This window comes from Acidisoma cellulosilyticum (genome assembly GCF_020621385.1).
Taxonomy (GTDB): domain Bacteria; phylum Pseudomonadota; class Alphaproteobacteria; order Acetobacterales; family Acetobacteraceae; genus Acidisoma; species Acidisoma cellulosilyticum.
The window spans coordinates 21,524-34,967 of record NZ_JAESVA010000020.1; the positions used below are offsets into that span (position 1 = coordinate 21,524).

Below are 13,444 nucleotides of genomic sequence, written 5' to 3' on the forward strand. Positions count from 1 at the left end.
GTGGCTTTCGTCGCTCTCTTTGACGCGAATGTCCTCTACCCGGCTCCGCTTCGTGACCTTCTCATCCGCCTTGCGCGCACCGGGCTCTTCCGGGCGCGCTGGAGTGAGAAAATCAACGACGAATGGACCAACGCGCTCCTCCGGACCAGGCCAGAGCTCGCCGATCGGCTTCCGCGGACCCGGGCGCTCTTGAACAGCGCGATCGATGACTGCCTGGTTGAAGGCTATGAAACCCTCATCCCCGCGCTCACACTTCCGGACCCAGACGACCGACATGTCTTGGCCGCGGCGATCGTCGGTGGGGCGGATGTCATCGTGACACTAAACATTCGGGATTTCCCCGCGGAGAGGCTCGCTCCGTTTCGCATAGATGCGCAGCACCCGGACAAATTTATACGGCACACGCTGGATCTGGACGAGGCAGTCGCCTTTTCAGCAGTGAGAGAGGCGAGGGGAGCTCTTAAGACCCCGCCTAAAACGGTTGAGGACTTTCTGGATACGCTGGCTCAGCAGGGGCTGGCGGAAAGTGTGGCATTTCTGCGGGCGCGATCTGGATTACTTTGATAACATTACTCTTTTGAACGCTCTCGCCATTCATTTCCAGAGGTGGAAAACAAAATCGTGGCATCTGAATTTAGTGTCAAAACAATCGACATGCTGTCACGGCGCTCGGCATTGAGATGCGCTAATCCAGACTGTGACAAGCTTACGACCGGTCCGAATACGGACCTAAATAAGTCAACGAATATCGGTGAAGCTGCTCATATTTATGGAGCGAACGCCGGATCCGCTCGATTTCGTATCGAAATGTCTAATATCGAACGTGCCGCTATAAGCAATGGAATTTGGTTGTGCCGAGATTGCCACGGTCTTGTCGATAAAGACGAACAGCGATTTCCTGTTGAATTGTTGTTTTTATGGAAAGAAACACATGATGCAAAAATTACAAGAGAAATAGGAAAGCCTGGTGATTTGCTCAGACTCAACCTCATTGAAAAGGATATGGAGGACTTCAAGCAATTACCCCCACTAGTTCGTGAGATCATAAAAGACAAACCGGAAAAGTGGGAATATCTTCTGACTGTCGAATTACTGGATAGCCTTTTGTCGCCAGTCCTACGAAAGGCTAGATATCTTCGTAGTAGCCTTTTGAATGATCCATTAAAACGATTGGAGCCAGAGCAGTTCCCGAACTGGAGTTCCGACAAAATGACCGAGGTCACTAACTCTGTAGAGACACTCAAAAATCTGCTTGGTGAACTTGTAGCTTCATGGGGGCCGCTCGGCGAGCCGGGCGACGTGAAAAGAATTGTTCATGCGTGCGAGCTATATGCTCGATGTGCGAACAGGCTATTGCAAATAGCAGAAGAAACGGCCTTCACGATCGTTCCAGAGAATTTTAAAAGTGTGCCGATTCTGCTCAGTGAAAGTGTTTTACATGTTTTGTCACGATTTCCAGAAATTCCCAAATTTATCCGGTCAATATTGGCTGAGGAAAACCCTGTCGGGCCGTATCACTACGAGTTAGTTATCGATCTACCTGCAGGGTGGGCAGAAAAAATGGTCGAGGCAATCGAGAGTGGCCGACAAGTGTTGATACAAAATGGTCGCTGGTGAACTGCATTGGGTCGAATGAAAAATATGGCCCCTGTTAAATAGATCAATCAACCAGCTAAATACTTTGAACTGCTGTCGGTCGGTCGAGCATGAGCATATCGGCTCGTCGTCGTCAGACTGGCATGGCCGACGGTCGCTTGGACAAGATGGGCAGGGGCTCCGCGGTCGAGAGCATGGCTCACGTGGGCATGCCGGAGCCAGTGAGCTGATACGGCTTCCGACAACCCGGCACGAGCGGCCGCTTTTTTAACGATGCGATGCACCTGAGATGGATTGAGGTGGCCACCGCCTTCGCGGGATCGGAACACGGCCGCCTCGGGGTCGTTTCCGCGCATCATGGCAAGATCGGCCCAGATCGACGGCTTGAGAAGCACGACCCGTGTCTTGCCGCCTTTCCCGAAGACCGTAATCTGACCAGAATCACGGCTCACCTGGAGATCGCGGACTTTCAGGCCGCACGCCTCGCTGATCCGGAGGCCGCCCAGATACAGGAGCCGGAGCAGCGCCTTGTTCCGCGGGTTCCGTTCAAGCGCCAGCATATGGAGCACTGAATCCTCGTCGAGGATGCGTTCGGCCAGGGTCTGCTTGATCTTGGGCAGCCGCACCGGCGCTCCAACATTAAGCACTAGGTAGCCGGTTCTCTGGCCAAAGGTTAGAAGCGACTTCACCGCCGAGAGCTTCCGGGCCTGGCTGGCCGTTGATAGATCGGCCAAGGAGTCTTGAAAAGCCTGCACGTCGCCCAAAGCAACCTTACGTAACGGCGTCTGCACGTAATCCCGAAATGCCATTACGTCCGCTTCATACGCGCGCCGCGTGCTGGCACTTCGCCCATGCAGCCAAAGAGAGATAAGCTGGTCGTCGCTCGACACCTCCTGGGGTGCGACCGCCGTCGCACCCTGGGCAGGCTCTGGGGGCAGGATCGCTACGCCGCGCTTGGCCATAGGTTTTCAGGGCTCCTGAATGGGTCGGGTCACGAGTGCAAGATAATGCTTCTTCTCTTGCACTGCAAGCTGAAGCTAGGCGAGGGGTTGTTGCCGCGTCGTTTGATGGAGTCGACCGTTAGCCCGACATCGCCAAATTCTCAGCCATGCGGTTGCGATCAGGCGGACTTGCGGGATATCGATATCCAGGACGGCGCAAACAAGCAAAGGCTTGAGTTCCTTGCAAAATTCTAGCCTCACGGCGGCTCAAGATGAGTGACGCAGTTCGCATATTTACTCGGCGTGAGCTGTTCGATCTCGTCTGGTCCAAGCCAACGCAGACCATCGCCCAAGAGTTGGGCATATCGGATCGCGGGCTTGCTAAAATATGCATCCGCCATGACGTGCCAAATCCGTCCCGTGGCTACTGGGCGCGCATCCGGGCCGGGCAGAAAATTCCGCCCCCTCTTTTTCGCGAGATCAACAATCCCGCGCTTGATCGCATTCAAATAGTGTCAGCCGTCGGAAATCTACCGGACGAAACGCGTGAAATGTTACAGAAGGCCAAAGCGGAGAGCGCGGAGCAAAAGAAGGGTGTGCCCAAAAATCTGATTGATCCGGCCGAGCCGCTCAAGAAGCCCCATCGCTTTATCACTGCCACAGCAAAAGAGCTTCTAAAGGCCAAACCTGATCGCTGGGGGGCTATTTCGGCCGTCGGTGATGGAATGTGCGGAGTCACTGTACACAAAAACCGTGCTCAACGAACGGTGACTTTTCTTCACGCACTGACGACTAAACTTGAAGCTGACAAATTACTACTACAACCCAATGGCAACAACATGATGGTCACGGTTGGGTCTGACAAAGTCAGTTTTACACTGATCGAGCGCACCCAACGGCAGAAACATATTCCGACTAAAGAGGAAGAAGCGCTCTACAATCAGCAGCAAATTAGGCGCCAGCGCGCTGCGGATCGCCAGAACTGGGAGCTCTATAGGACGCTTCCTTATGAAAAACCTTGGCCGGATCATGATATCATTTATACAGGTGAGTTAATCTTTCAATTTGTCGCGTGGCACAACGGCTTCCGGAAGACATGGTCTGACGGAAAGATGCAGAGTGTCGAGTCAATGTTTGAAAGCATCGTTGCGTGCATTAAAGCCATTCTTATTTTTGAAAAAGAAAGGCGGCAGCAGCGGGAAGATGACGAGCGCAAGCGAGTTGATCTTGAACGCCGATATGGGCTTGCTAAGAAGAGAAAGGAACGCGAGGATCGGCGTGTCGCCTATCTGCGGGAACTGGTGCAATTACAACGAGAAGCGGGTGAAATCAGAGCATGGTTAGCGACTGTTCCTCATGGAGCTGAAGAAGAGTCGTCAACTGAACTTGGGCGTATGCTCATTTGGGCGAACGAACGTTTGCTTGATCTTGACGAGCGGACGACCATTAAGGCTGCCGCCACCCAATTCGAAGAATTGGCCCTTTTCCCTGAAGTTGATGATTTACATGATCCGTTGGGTGAGCCGCCAGCCAGGCGATATCCATGGTGACATGGCGCAAAAGTTTCAGCCACAAAGGGGAAGACTCAGGTTTTGATGTAATCTAGGATGTAGATAGTTTCGAGCATGCCGTCCCTGTAAGCAGGCTTGGCCCGAACCTGAATGGTTCTTTTCATGCTCGCCGCATCGGCATACGGATTTGGACCAAACTCAGCGAGAGGATCTTTGACCTTGGCGGCAATAAACTTGCCCGGCACATCTGGGTGGTGAATGCTAAGAGTTTGGTTGTGATAGACCCACCCATCGGTGACTAATGCCATCGTCTGAAGGTCGCCTATTTCAAGATCTCCCTTGTCTCTGATAGCATCGGCCATGGGCTCGTCAACCGTTGCTGCAGTCAGTTCGCCCGCACATATCGTCAAAGAACTGACGGTTCTACCAATGGGAGCAACTGCGGCAATGGCTGGCTTTTTCAAGCCGGAGGCTACATTGATAAGTAGCTCGCGGACTTTAGCCTGATCTTCAAACTGTCGGATCTCAGATCGTTCGACGTGTGACAGCGTACTCTGAAACATCTGAAGAATTGCGTCCATGTTTTGGGGCGCGTCCTTCTTCCTACCGCCAAACGATTTTAGAACATACGATAAAAAATGGACAACAAATTCTCCGCCACTCTGACGGAGGATCTGCCCGGCAAGAGGCAATTCGCCCAAGGCAGCTTTAACGTCTGCCCAAATTTCCAATGAACCGCTGACTGGCTGTCTAGCTTTAACGATCAACTGAGATCGCTCACGGTTGCGCGGCATGTGCCTATGATCGATCGCGATAATTCCAGCTGTGGCTATCCGATCAATCCCGATCAAAGCCTGCCCGAGAGAACCCATTCCGATTAGGTGCTGATCGGCATCTCCCCCTTCAAATTTGAGGATAAGCGACGGCACCTTAGCCTCGCTTTGGGTAATGTAGCCAGTCACTGGATGCTCCCGTTTTTGTGATGCAACGGTAGCCGTTCCGATTTCGGTTTGAACAGACGGTAAATTTCGATGAAACGGTTCTATTGGCTCCGTTTGTTAAATACGGGGTTTTGCCGCCCGAGCTAACGTTCTTCTCCTCTCGTGCACGAGCACAGCGCCTGCTACCGCCTTCGATAGCCGTCCAGCTTAACAACCCGGCCCTGCGGGCTGATGTCATTGGAACTGCGCCCCTCTGGCTCTGGCTCCGGTGCAGACATCGGGTAAGCATCTCCGGTCGTTGGATTTCTCGACAGGCCCTGGCTCTCCTCCAAAGGCTCCGGGCGAGTATCTGCTGGCGCGGAAAGCGATACTCGGTTGATGCTGATTGCGGAGCACATGAGCGCGCCAACGAGTGACGCCCCTTCAATGCCGCCGATGTAGATTAGGGCCAGGCGCGGCAGCCACAGGCCGGATGCCTGGACCCAGACACAGCCGGCGAAGACCACCACGCACAGCACCGTCGCAGGGCTGAACATCCATGGTCCCCAGAAAAACCGCTTGTGCATCCGGTCAGCCTCGTCGCTTACCGGCAACCTGCTCGGCCGCTTGTCCGCGGTCAACGGCTGCTTTTCGGCCTTAACGTCTCAGAACGGCTTGCCCACAAACGCCTTGCAATACCGCTTACCCGCGGCAGAAATGGAGAGCAGCACGCTGCGGCCGTCGGCGGGGTCTATTCTGCGCCTGATGAGTTCCGCAGCGTCTAAACGATCGGCCGCCCGGGTCACCGCCGGCTTGGGGATCGACAGAAATTCGGCCAGGCCCCGGATCGTCTGAGGCTCATCGGCCGATTGGCACACCAGCAGCACGGCAAGCGCTCGAAGACTGAGATCTCGGGTGTCGTCGTGGACCAAAGCGATAATGCGAGTCTTCAGCAGTTCGGCATTATCGTCTGGCAACGGCTTTTGCTTGGTCATATAGCGCTGCCCGTGGGCGATGGTTTAGAAAATGGCCAGCCAATTTGTGTCAGCAGACTGGGCTTAAAGAAGCGGCCGCGTCCGAGCAGCGCGCTTCCCTGTTCTCAGCAAGCAGCTGTCAGACCGCTTTCAGATTTTCTGCTGCCATCTTGCCACTACGGTTGTTCTTTACCGCATCAAAGCTGATCTTCTGGCCTTCGTTCAAAGTGCTAAGTCCAGCCTGCTGCACGGCTGAGATATGCACGAAGATATCTGTGCCGCCGTTCTCCGGCTGTATGAAGCCGAATCCCTTTTCCGTGTTGAACCACTTAACAGTACCAATTGCCATTTCGGCTCGCTTCCTAATCGCTCTTAAAACTCAGCTCGCCCATAACCGGCGGGCTCGCCATGGTGGGAGAAGATCGTCAAATATGCAATTAGGCCGCTGTGGCCATCACCAAACATGCACAGCTGAGGGCGTCCGGGCGCTGAAAGAAAATTGGGTCCACAGCAAGGCATTACGGGCTATTTCCGTTTCCACTCTGCTGCGAATGCATACCCTGAACTTCGACCCGCAGACCGTTGCCAAAGCCAAATCCCGCGCTTCCGCTTTGGATTGTGCCGGTTCCACTGTTGATCGAGGAATTAGCCATGGCCGCAGCGGACGAGCTGCTATGGACGTTCGCCGCCGGCGCGTTTGAGGTAACGGATTGGGATGACGGAAGTGCTATTCCCGCAGCACCTTGCGCGTAGAAGCCCTTGATTGGCTGTGCGTGAGCTGACGACCAGAAGGCCAAGCTGAATAGTAGAGCATAGAATCTCGTCATAGGCGTTGTCCGTTGACTGAGCGGGAAACATCGTAGGTCGGCGCAAGCGGGATCTCAACGCTAGACCGGCCAGTCAGCCGCCTCAAATCGACGGCTTCCGCATGCGCACGCCAGCGCCACCTCCATTCTCGGGGATGAAATCGATGCCTACCGCCATCTGTCCCAACCTAATAATTCAGGCTCCGTGATTGCAACGCGGAGCCGCCTACCGGGTATAAAAGGCTTCCTGCTCCCTCGCTCTAATCGTCGCCGTCCAAAGGCTCTCACCTGGATGGATGTGACATTCCGCTTTCACGAGATCAACGATAGCCAAATTGTCGAGCGGCCGTCCGTCGATTTCAAGCTGTGCCGTCTTCGCCCCGGCGTTAAGACCGGACCAAAACCCAAGAATCCAGGAACCAGACACCACTTCGAGAGGAGTATCCGCTGTCAACCAAGTCTCGCAACTCTCCTTGCCTACGCCAGCTCCCCAGATGCTATCGGCTTCAGCTAGGCTCATGGTCGCTAAGACACAGGTGGCGACTATTATAGGGATGAACACCCTAATCATACGCCGTCTCCCTTCCTCATGCGCACGCCCGCGCCCCCGCCGTTCTCTGGAATGAATTCGATGCCGGCGGCTTCGAGGGCGGCGCGGATGGCAGACATATTGGCGGCAGTGATGCCCCCTCCAGCCTCGACACGTTGGACAGTTGAAAGACCAAGTTGAGCTGCCTCTGCAAGCTCTCGCGCCGACCAGCCCACGAACCCTCGGGCACCACGGATCTGTCCTGCAGTTAGAACCATTTTACATCATATGACATAATTTAATTGACTCACATTCAAATATGAACTAATTTATGTCACATGAAGCGATTGACTTCAACTGCGCCGGGCAGTTCCCGGTGAATGCGGCACGAAGAGTGGGCTCATTCACTCTTCGTGCCTAACCAGAGACTGGACCCTAATCCATGTCCAAGGCTGACCGTGCTTATGCCAGAAAAAGAATGCTTCCGTCTCCCGACGTGAAGCTGCCCCCACCGAGAAGAGGGAGAAGCTCTGGCCGGCCGGTAGGTCTGGTCGGGACTTTTCCGCTCGTCGACATCGATGGCCACCCTGATGCTGATCTGCTCAAAGCCTGCGCGATCGCGACAGGGCTCATTGATCGTCACGCGCCGGTGTTGGGCAGCCGACTGTCTCCCGCTGAGACCGACACACTGACGGTTGCAATCGACGCTATTATCCGCACCCAGGCTCTGACTGGCATTGGCGTGCAGATGAAGGCCATCTTCGTCATGGGAGACGGAAATCCCATGCACTGCTGCTCCAGTATCGCGCTTTACGAAAGCGTCATCAGAGATTTCCTGCGGATAGGGGTGGCAGCATGAGCACACGATCTGTTTCCCGTCGCTCAGCCGCTGCAGGCGGCGTGGCCATGCTGGTGCTCGCTGCTGCGGCGGCCGGTCAAGCGAAGGCCGAAGAACTGGACGGTGACATCCTTGCACTCAAGGTCGAATTCCAAGACACCGGCCGGGAATTGGACGATCTTCTTGCCGAGGATGAGGCACTCTCCAGTGATGATCCCCGCGTCACGGAAATACGGGGCCGCGAGGCGGTTCTGGTTGATCGTCGCCGCGAAATTCGCGAGGAAATGGCCGACCTGGAAGCGAGGACGCCGGAAGGGCTGAGCGCAAAGGCAGCTGTGGTCTTCGCCGATTTCAGGGGGGCGGCGGATCACCGTTTCCCCGTCTCTTACAATCCGCAGGCTGCTCTCGTGGCGTCTTTGGCACGTGACATTCTAGGGAGGGTCGGTTGATGACCAATCTATCCCGCCGCTCTGCGGCTAAGACATTGGGACTCGCTGCCTTCGGTGCTGCGCCGCTCACGGTGCCGCGGCATGAGGTAACGCTCGTTGATCCGGTCGTCGCGCTTTGGATCGAAACCCAATCCCTCAATAAGAGGCACCGTCAGATTTCTGATCAACAAAACGAACTTCGCCTTCTGATAGAATCACGGAAGCCGGGGAAAACTGTTGGCGTTACATTTGCGGATTGGCACCGGGACGATCCCGATTTGTCTGAATGCACTGCCCTTCGCGAGCTTAGCGACAAGCTAAGTCTTCAAAGCCTTGATCTTTATGATCAAATTTCCGACGCTGCGGCTGTGACACCCGAAGGTATCAGGGCGAAAGCTGCGGCGGCTTTGTCAATTTGGGTTCAAGAAACGAGCATTCGTGATGAGATGGCTTGCTACGACCTAATCCTCAACGCCTTGCGGGAAGCGGCGGCGGGGAGCGCGGTGTGATGGCAACGACCCCGTTTGAGCGTGAACCCGCGACAAGCTTCCCGGCCATCACCCTCGAAGCTCCCGGCGCGCGCTTCATGCGCATGGGCAGCGACTACATGATGCCGACCCTGCGGGTGGACGATTATGTGGCGGTCATGCCCACGGACAGGTGGCATTATGACACGCTCTATGTGCTGGAAGTGCTTGGCGCGTCGGTGGTCTATCGCTGTCAGCATATCGGCGGCGGCCAGATACGCATCACCCACGATCGACATCCGGCCGACGGTCAGGTGATTCCAATTGGCCGGTTCCGGCCTTTGGTGCTCGGCATCGTTGTCGCGACCTGCAACGTGCTAGATGTCAATATGTTGGAAAGGGGGCGAATATGAGCGCCGACATCATCAACTTCCCTGAGCGTGGACAGGCTGTCAGCGACAGAGATGTCCTGATCCATTGTATCAAGGACATCCTGATCGAGATCAACGACCGTGCCGGCGATGCTACCAAGGTGCGGCAATTGGTCGGGGAGGCATTCGAGCTATTCGATCATGCTGATCGAGCTGGGTAATTGTAGTCAACCGTTCGAGCGGTCGTGGGTAAAACAACACACGAAAGCCGGCGTTCACTGCGTCCTGCGGCGCCGGATATCAGCCGACCAGCTCGTGCCTATCCTGGCGGGAGCGACAGGACTGTCTTTCAGCGACATCGCGCCGCTGGTTGCCGCCGTGCTGGTTCTCGACCCTGCTGATGCATGGACATGGAGGGCGTCATGACCATGTGCTTCATCGACACCATGGCACCAGCGAGCCCGGCGCAACGGCAAGCCTGGCAGGCGGTCCTCGACCTGCAGCGGGACCATCAGCGCGCACCGAGGATCATGTTCCGAAAGGCCTGCAACGGCGCGCCACCCGCCGACAACCTGATGAGCTTTTTGCAGGCGACCGTTGTTTCCGATGAAGGCGTCATGGTCCGCATAGGGGCAACACTCACCGCCCTGGCGCAGGAAAGGGTGACGTGAGAACGACATGGGCCCATTGCCTCGCCAATTTTGTTGCGCAACGATCATTGACAGCCTAGCACTTCCTCATCCAGGCTTAAGGCTAAGACTGGGCCATTTTCGCGTTCAGTTTTATCGAATAACTACCGATCTACGAGAAGGTAATCTAATGCCCACCGACGAACTCACCTTCTCAGCTCTTCTGAATAGAATGAGCTATGATTTTGATCTGATCCTGACGGTCGACGCGCATGGGCTGGTAACCGACGCGAGTGGCACAATAATCAGCGCTCTGGGTCAAGAAACCACTGTAACGGCACTGCAAGACACCGTTGGCAACAACGTAACCTTTGATCAGCAACTTAGATTGCCAGATCAGCGTTTTGTATCTTCGGCGCCATATGCGGATACAAACGGAATTGGATTTTCTGATTCATCAGGAAATGAATATGACCTTTTTTCCATTTCCTACATACCTGCGGATACATTCATTACTTACAATTCTCCTGGTCCGGCTTACACCGCCAGATACATCAGCCTCGAACCAAACTGTTACTTATCGGGAACTCGGATTAAGACCGCAGAAGGTTCTATATGCGTTGAGAACCTTGTTATTGGTGACACACTTCTCACCATCGATGGGGTTTCCAAGCCGGTTAAATGGATTGGTCACCGTCACGTCGACTGCAAGCGGCATCCTGTACCCACCAAAGTACTTCCCGTCGAAATCCAGACAAATGCTTTTGGATCGGGGCTACCGGGAAGCAGCCTGTTCCTTTCTCCTGACCATGGCGTATTTGTCGAAGGCGTTTTGATACCAATCAAACACCTTATCAATGGCACGACTATTCGGCAGGTAAAGGTCGAGACCCTTACCTACTTCCATATAGAGCTGGAAGAACACTCCATCATTTTTGCCGAGGGATTGCCTTGCGAGACCTATCTAGAAAGCGGTCAGCGCTGCGCCTTCGACAATAGCAGCGAGGCTACCACGTTTCATCCTCAATTTGAGCCTCATCCCGACCAACATTTTATGTGGGAAAGCGTTGGCTTTGCTCCGTTGGTCGTATCCGGGCCTCTTCTTAGCCGTACGCGAGCAGCAATAGCCCGGCAGTCCGCTGCGATGGCATCCGGTATCTGTCGAGCAGCATAACGCTCAATCATCGTCGGGTCATCGTCGCCCTGGTCGGCCCGATTGAGCCGCGTCATTACCGGCCATTTCCGAAGCACGGTCCCGACCGCCGAGTGTCGGTTTTGCATTGCGGCCATCGACATGCCATTCACGCGCCAAGCGGGCACGTAGCTCAACGGTTAGAGCTGGCCGCTCATAACGGCTTGGTTGTGGGTTCGATTCCTACCGTGCCCATTGTCGGGGTGTGGCGCAGCCTGGTAGCGCATCTGCTTTGGGAGCAGAGGGCCGGAGGTTCGAATCCTCTCGCCCCGACCATCCCCACAAGCAACGAAAGCGCCCGAAGCGGGGGCGGCGCTTAGAAGGTGGCGCTCCAGTTCACCTTGAGTGATTCGTTGCGATTTGCTACCGTTCGATAGTCGCGGCAGCGCCACTGGCTACGTAAGCCGCTGGCTCACCACAGCACGAGGTCGCTCCGTCTCAACGGGTAGCCTCGTCCGCGGCGCCTGAGGAATTCGCTGCGACTGCATGATGCCGAGCACTTCATGGCCACCTGAGACCTTCCCGCAATCGGCAGAGATCAACCAGCATGCCGCCAAATGGACGGCGGCGTCCGTGATCATCGGCGCGATCGCCACCGTCATCGGCGTCTTTACCTGGCCCACCCTAGGGTGCCTTGGTCTGTTGGAGATGGACCATCCGAAAGACATTGAACCGCGGGGATTAGACCACCCCTCTATTCACCCCTCCATTACCCTCGCTATTGCCCCCTCCAATCCTCACGCCGCAGTCACCTCTCAGGAGCCTCTGCAAAAAGCAGCGATGATGCATTGGTCCATGTATCCCAGATGGACGGCGACACGGCGGGGATAGAACGGCGACGCCGAGGCGACAGGACGGCGACAGCCACAAAGGGTGTCGGCAATACCGACACCCTTGCCGCAAGTCGGGACACGGTCGGGACGCTGGCGCTACCGATGCGAGACGGGAGCGGGACAGCAGAGCGAGCCATATGGACCAATGCACCATCGGTGACTTTGGTCACGCGACGACAGAGATCACGGGCACGAGAGCTGACACAGGGGAAGGGGAAGGTCGGATGCCGCTACAGATGGTCGCCAGCCTAGCCATACATCAGGAAAAGCGCGGCGGCGTAGGCAGCTGCAATTGCCACCGCCAGGCCAGCGCACACCCCTCGACCGACGCCCTTCAATGCAACGGCAGCAACGGCCAGGCCCAGTCCCGCGATGAGGCCCACGGGCCAGTAGAGGATTGCCAGCACCGCCAGAACGACCGGGGCGCTGAGCTGGATACTGATGTCGCTCATGGCCGTTCCTCGTGGCGCAGCGCCTGCCTTGGCAACGGCCTGCGGGCGGGTGCGATGGCTATGGGACCGCTCCCCGTTTTACCCATACGCCACTGGTGTCCCGACCGTCTCCCGCAGCTTTCCGGCTTCGTCTGCCCCCGGAAGTCTGCCAATGTCACGACCGTCTTATACGACGCGGTCGACCAGATCCTCGGCCGGGATGACGATCGCCATCTCGTGTATGGCCGCGATGATCGCTTCCACTTCGGCGGACACCACGTGCGCGGTCTCGTCTGCCGGACGCAGCCAGCCGGGCGGCAAGACGTCTTCCAGAGCGCTCCGGATCATCCCAAGCGCCTCCCAGGCCTCGTCGGAGGATCTTCCGGGTTCACCTTCGCTGTCGCTGGCCATGTCCGCTCTCCGCTGTGGGAAGCCGACAGGTGGTGATGACGAATGCAGAATGACAGGGCGCGCATCTCGTCGTCTTTTGCCCATCGTCTCAGCACGCAGATACCACTCAGGGGCCAGGACGCGCGGTTGTAGCGACCGGCGCTAGCGCCCTATCGATGTCGATGATCTTGGATTTGTATGATTCCAGCGATCAGCCCAGCCGTGATCGTATAGAGCGACAGGGCAATCAGGGCGCCGCGGATGATTTCCATCTCTTTTCTCCCTGAGCGAAACATGCGCTCGCCAGGGAAGAATCGCCAGTTGAAAATGACCCTGACCGGAGCGGCTGCCGGCGTGAGTTTCGCGACCAGCCCGCACACGCATGAGGGGGATTCAGAAGTGGGCCGGGATCGGCGTCCTGCCAGCGTCACGAGCGCGCTGTTCGGCTGACGCCAGAGCGGCACGCTTCTCGGGCGTGCGATCGGCGCCTTTATTGCGCATAGCCTCGACCGAGGCCGGAGTATCGATAATACCCAGCTCGTTCTTCCTAGCCCTTACCCCAGTCAGGAGGTCATCAAGGGACAACCG

18 protein-coding genes and 2 tRNA genes are annotated in these 13,444 nt (G+C 56.2%); 12 read left to right on the forward strand and 8 right to left on the reverse strand.

Features of this window, described 5'->3' with window-relative positions:
• Together ACELLULO517_RS27500 and ACELLULO517_RS27505 are read left to right on the forward strand one after the other, a co-directional pair.
• Window positions 1–564: a PIN domain-containing protein gene (locus tag ACELLULO517_RS27500; RefSeq protein WP_227310736.1), complete on the forward strand. Its 564-nt coding sequence runs from the start codon at window positions 1–3 to the stop codon at window positions 562–564.
• A 57-nt stretch (window positions 565–621) separates the two neighbouring features.
• Complete coding sequence (locus tag ACELLULO517_RS27505; RefSeq protein WP_227310737.1) at window positions 622–1,617, forward strand: HNH endonuclease; 996 nt, start codon at window positions 622–624, stop codon at window positions 1,615–1,617.
• A 47-nt stretch (window positions 1,618–1,664) separates the two neighbouring features.
• On the opposite strand, the gene ACELLULO517_RS27510 is transcribed toward ACELLULO517_RS27505, so the two are convergent.
• Entirely contained in the window at window positions 1,665–2,558 is an 894-nt protein-coding gene (locus ACELLULO517_RS27510; RefSeq protein WP_227310738.1) for a tyrosine-type recombinase/integrase, read from the reverse strand.
• Window positions 2,559–2,809: 251 nt separating this feature from the next.
• Here ACELLULO517_RS27510 and ACELLULO517_RS27515 point away from each other — a divergent pair, with 251 nt between their 5' ends.
• Window positions 2,810–4,087, forward strand: coding sequence for a hypothetical protein (locus ACELLULO517_RS27515; protein ID WP_227310739.1), 1,278 nt, complete (start codon window positions 2,810–2,812; stop codon window positions 4,085–4,087).
• Between the two features lie 35 nt (window positions 4,088–4,122).
• Here ACELLULO517_RS27515 and ACELLULO517_RS27520 read toward each other — a convergent pair whose 3' ends face one another.
• From ACELLULO517_RS27520 to ACELLULO517_RS27535, 4 genes are all read right to left on the reverse strand, one after another.
• A complete protein-coding gene (locus ACELLULO517_RS27520) occupies window positions 4,123–5,010 on the reverse strand; it encodes a DUF7946 domain-containing protein (protein ID WP_227310740.1) in 888 nt (295 codons plus the stop codon).
• 161 nt (window positions 5,011–5,171) lie between these two features.
• Window positions 5,172–5,609 carry a hypothetical protein gene (locus ACELLULO517_RS27525; protein ID WP_227310741.1) on the reverse strand — a complete coding sequence of 146 codons (438 nt, stop codon included), beginning with the start codon at window positions 5,607–5,609 and terminating at the stop codon, window positions 5,172–5,174.
• A 24-nt stretch (window positions 5,610–5,633) separates the two neighbouring features.
• A complete protein-coding gene (locus ACELLULO517_RS27530) occupies window positions 5,634–5,963 on the reverse strand; it encodes a MarR family transcriptional regulator (RefSeq protein WP_227310742.1) in 330 nt (109 codons plus the stop codon).
• A gap of 118 nt (window positions 5,964–6,081) precedes the next feature.
• Window positions 6,082–6,291, reverse strand: coding sequence for a cold-shock protein (locus ACELLULO517_RS27535; protein WP_227310743.1), 210 nt, complete (start codon window positions 6,289–6,291; stop codon window positions 6,082–6,084).
• A 1,428-nt stretch (window positions 6,292–7,719) separates the two neighbouring features.
• Between ACELLULO517_RS27535 and ACELLULO517_RS27540 the strand changes: the two genes are divergently transcribed.
• The 9 genes from ACELLULO517_RS27540 (at window position 7,720) to ACELLULO517_RS27580 (ending at window position 11,478) form a co-directional block, all read left to right on the forward strand.
• Window positions 7,720–8,136 carry a hypothetical protein gene (locus ACELLULO517_RS27540; RefSeq protein ID WP_227310744.1) on the forward strand — a complete coding sequence of 139 codons (417 nt, stop codon included), beginning with the start codon at window positions 7,720–7,722 and terminating at the stop codon, window positions 8,134–8,136.
• A 47-nt stretch (window positions 8,137–8,183) separates the two neighbouring features.
• On the forward strand, window positions 8,184–8,564 hold the full coding sequence (locus tag ACELLULO517_RS27545) for a hypothetical protein (RefSeq protein ID WP_227310745.1): 381 nt from the start codon (window positions 8,184–8,186) through the stop codon (window positions 8,562–8,564).
• Window positions 8,564–9,052, forward strand: a complete 489-nt coding sequence (locus ACELLULO517_RS27550) for a hypothetical protein (protein ID WP_227310746.1) — start codon at window positions 8,564–8,566, stop codon at window positions 9,050–9,052. Before ACELLULO517_RS27545 ends, ACELLULO517_RS27550 begins: the two co-directional genes overlap by 1 nt.
• Window positions 9,052–9,423 (forward strand): hypothetical protein, encoded by a 372-nt coding sequence (locus ACELLULO517_RS27555; RefSeq protein WP_227310747.1) that lies wholly within the window; start codon window positions 9,052–9,054, stop codon window positions 9,421–9,423. The genes ACELLULO517_RS27550 and ACELLULO517_RS27555 overlap by 1 nt, the downstream gene beginning before the upstream one ends.
• Window positions 9,420–9,602 (forward strand): hypothetical protein, encoded by a 183-nt coding sequence (locus ACELLULO517_RS27560; RefSeq protein WP_227310748.1) that lies wholly within the window; start codon window positions 9,420–9,422, stop codon window positions 9,600–9,602. Before ACELLULO517_RS27555 ends, ACELLULO517_RS27560 begins: the two co-directional genes overlap by 4 nt.
• A gap of 189 nt (window positions 9,603–9,791) precedes the next feature.
• Entirely contained in the window at window positions 9,792–10,052 is a 261-nt protein-coding gene (locus ACELLULO517_RS27565) for a hypothetical protein (RefSeq protein WP_227310749.1), read from the forward strand.
• Window positions 10,053–10,200: 148 nt separating this feature from the next.
• Window positions 10,201–11,184: a Hint domain-containing protein gene (locus ACELLULO517_RS27570; RefSeq protein WP_227310750.1), complete on the forward strand. Its 984-nt coding sequence runs from the start codon at window positions 10,201–10,203 to the stop codon at window positions 11,182–11,184.
• A gap of 140 nt (window positions 11,185–11,324) precedes the next feature.
• Window positions 11,325–11,397 (forward strand) — tRNA-Ile (locus tag ACELLULO517_RS27575).
• Between the two features lie 4 nt (window positions 11,398–11,401).
• A tRNA-Pro gene (locus tag ACELLULO517_RS27580) sits at window positions 11,402–11,478 on the forward strand.
• 805 nt (window positions 11,479–12,283) lie between these two features.
• On the opposite strand, the gene ACELLULO517_RS27585 is transcribed toward ACELLULO517_RS27580, so the two are convergent.
• The 3 genes from ACELLULO517_RS27585 to ACELLULO517_RS27595 form a co-directional block, all read right to left on the reverse strand.
• Complete coding sequence (locus ACELLULO517_RS27585; protein ID WP_227310751.1) at window positions 12,284–12,487, reverse strand: hypothetical protein; 204 nt, start codon at window positions 12,485–12,487, stop codon at window positions 12,284–12,286.
• Window positions 12,488–12,652: 165 nt separating this feature from the next.
• Window positions 12,653–12,877 carry a hypothetical protein gene (locus ACELLULO517_RS27590; protein WP_227310752.1) on the reverse strand — a complete coding sequence of 75 codons (225 nt, stop codon included), beginning with the start codon at window positions 12,875–12,877 and terminating at the stop codon, window positions 12,653–12,655.
• A 372-nt stretch (window positions 12,878–13,249) separates the two neighbouring features.
• Window positions 13,250–13,444, reverse strand: a 195-nt coding sequence (locus tag ACELLULO517_RS27595) for a hypothetical protein (protein WP_227310753.1), incomplete at its 5' end; no start/stop codon positions are given.

Excerpts from the sequence above, each read along its gene's own strand:
- ACELLULO517_RS27510 (WP_227310738.1), bottom strand. The coding sequence starts at position 2,558 with ATGGCCAAGCGCGGCGTAGCGATCCTGCCCCCAGAGCCTGCCCAGGGT.
- ACELLULO517_RS27515 (WP_227310739.1), top strand. The coding sequence starts at position 2,810 with ATGAGTGACGCAGTTCGCATATTTACTCGGCGTGAGCTGTTCGATCTC.
- ACELLULO517_RS27530 (WP_227310742.1), bottom strand. The coding sequence starts at position 5,963 with ATGACCAAGCAAAAGCCGTTGCCAGACGATAATGCCGAACTGCTGAAG.
- ACELLULO517_RS27535 (WP_227310743.1), bottom strand. The coding sequence starts at position 6,291 with ATGGCAATTGGTACTGTTAAGTGGTTCAACACGGAAAAGGGATTCGGC.
- ACELLULO517_RS27540 (WP_227310744.1), top strand. The coding sequence starts at position 7,720 with ATGTCCAAGGCTGACCGTGCTTATGCCAGAAAAAGAATGCTTCCGTCT.
- ACELLULO517_RS27545 (WP_227310745.1), top strand. The coding sequence starts at position 8,184 with ATGCTGGTGCTCGCTGCTGCGGCGGCCGGTCAAGCGAAGGCCGAAGAA.
- ACELLULO517_RS27550 (WP_227310746.1), top strand. The coding sequence starts at position 8,564 with ATGACCAATCTATCCCGCCGCTCTGCGGCTAAGACATTGGGACTCGCT.
- ACELLULO517_RS27555 (WP_227310747.1), top strand. The coding sequence starts at position 9,052 with ATGGCAACGACCCCGTTTGAGCGTGAACCCGCGACAAGCTTCCCGGCC.
- ACELLULO517_RS27560 (WP_227310748.1), top strand. The coding sequence starts at position 9,420 with ATGAGCGCCGACATCATCAACTTCCCTGAGCGTGGACAGGCTGTCAGC.
- ACELLULO517_RS27565 (WP_227310749.1), top strand. The coding sequence starts at position 9,792 with ATGGAGGGCGTCATGACCATGTGCTTCATCGACACCATGGCACCAGCG.
- ACELLULO517_RS27570 (WP_227310750.1), top strand. The coding sequence starts at position 10,201 with ATGCCCACCGACGAACTCACCTTCTCAGCTCTTCTGAATAGAATGAGC.
- ACELLULO517_RS27585 (WP_227310751.1), bottom strand. The coding sequence starts at position 12,487 with ATGAGCGACATCAGTATCCAGCTCAGCGCCCCGGTCGTTCTGGCGGTG.
- ACELLULO517_RS27590 (WP_227310752.1), bottom strand. The coding sequence starts at position 12,877 with ATGGCCAGCGACAGCGAAGGTGAACCCGGAAGATCCTCCGACGAGGCC.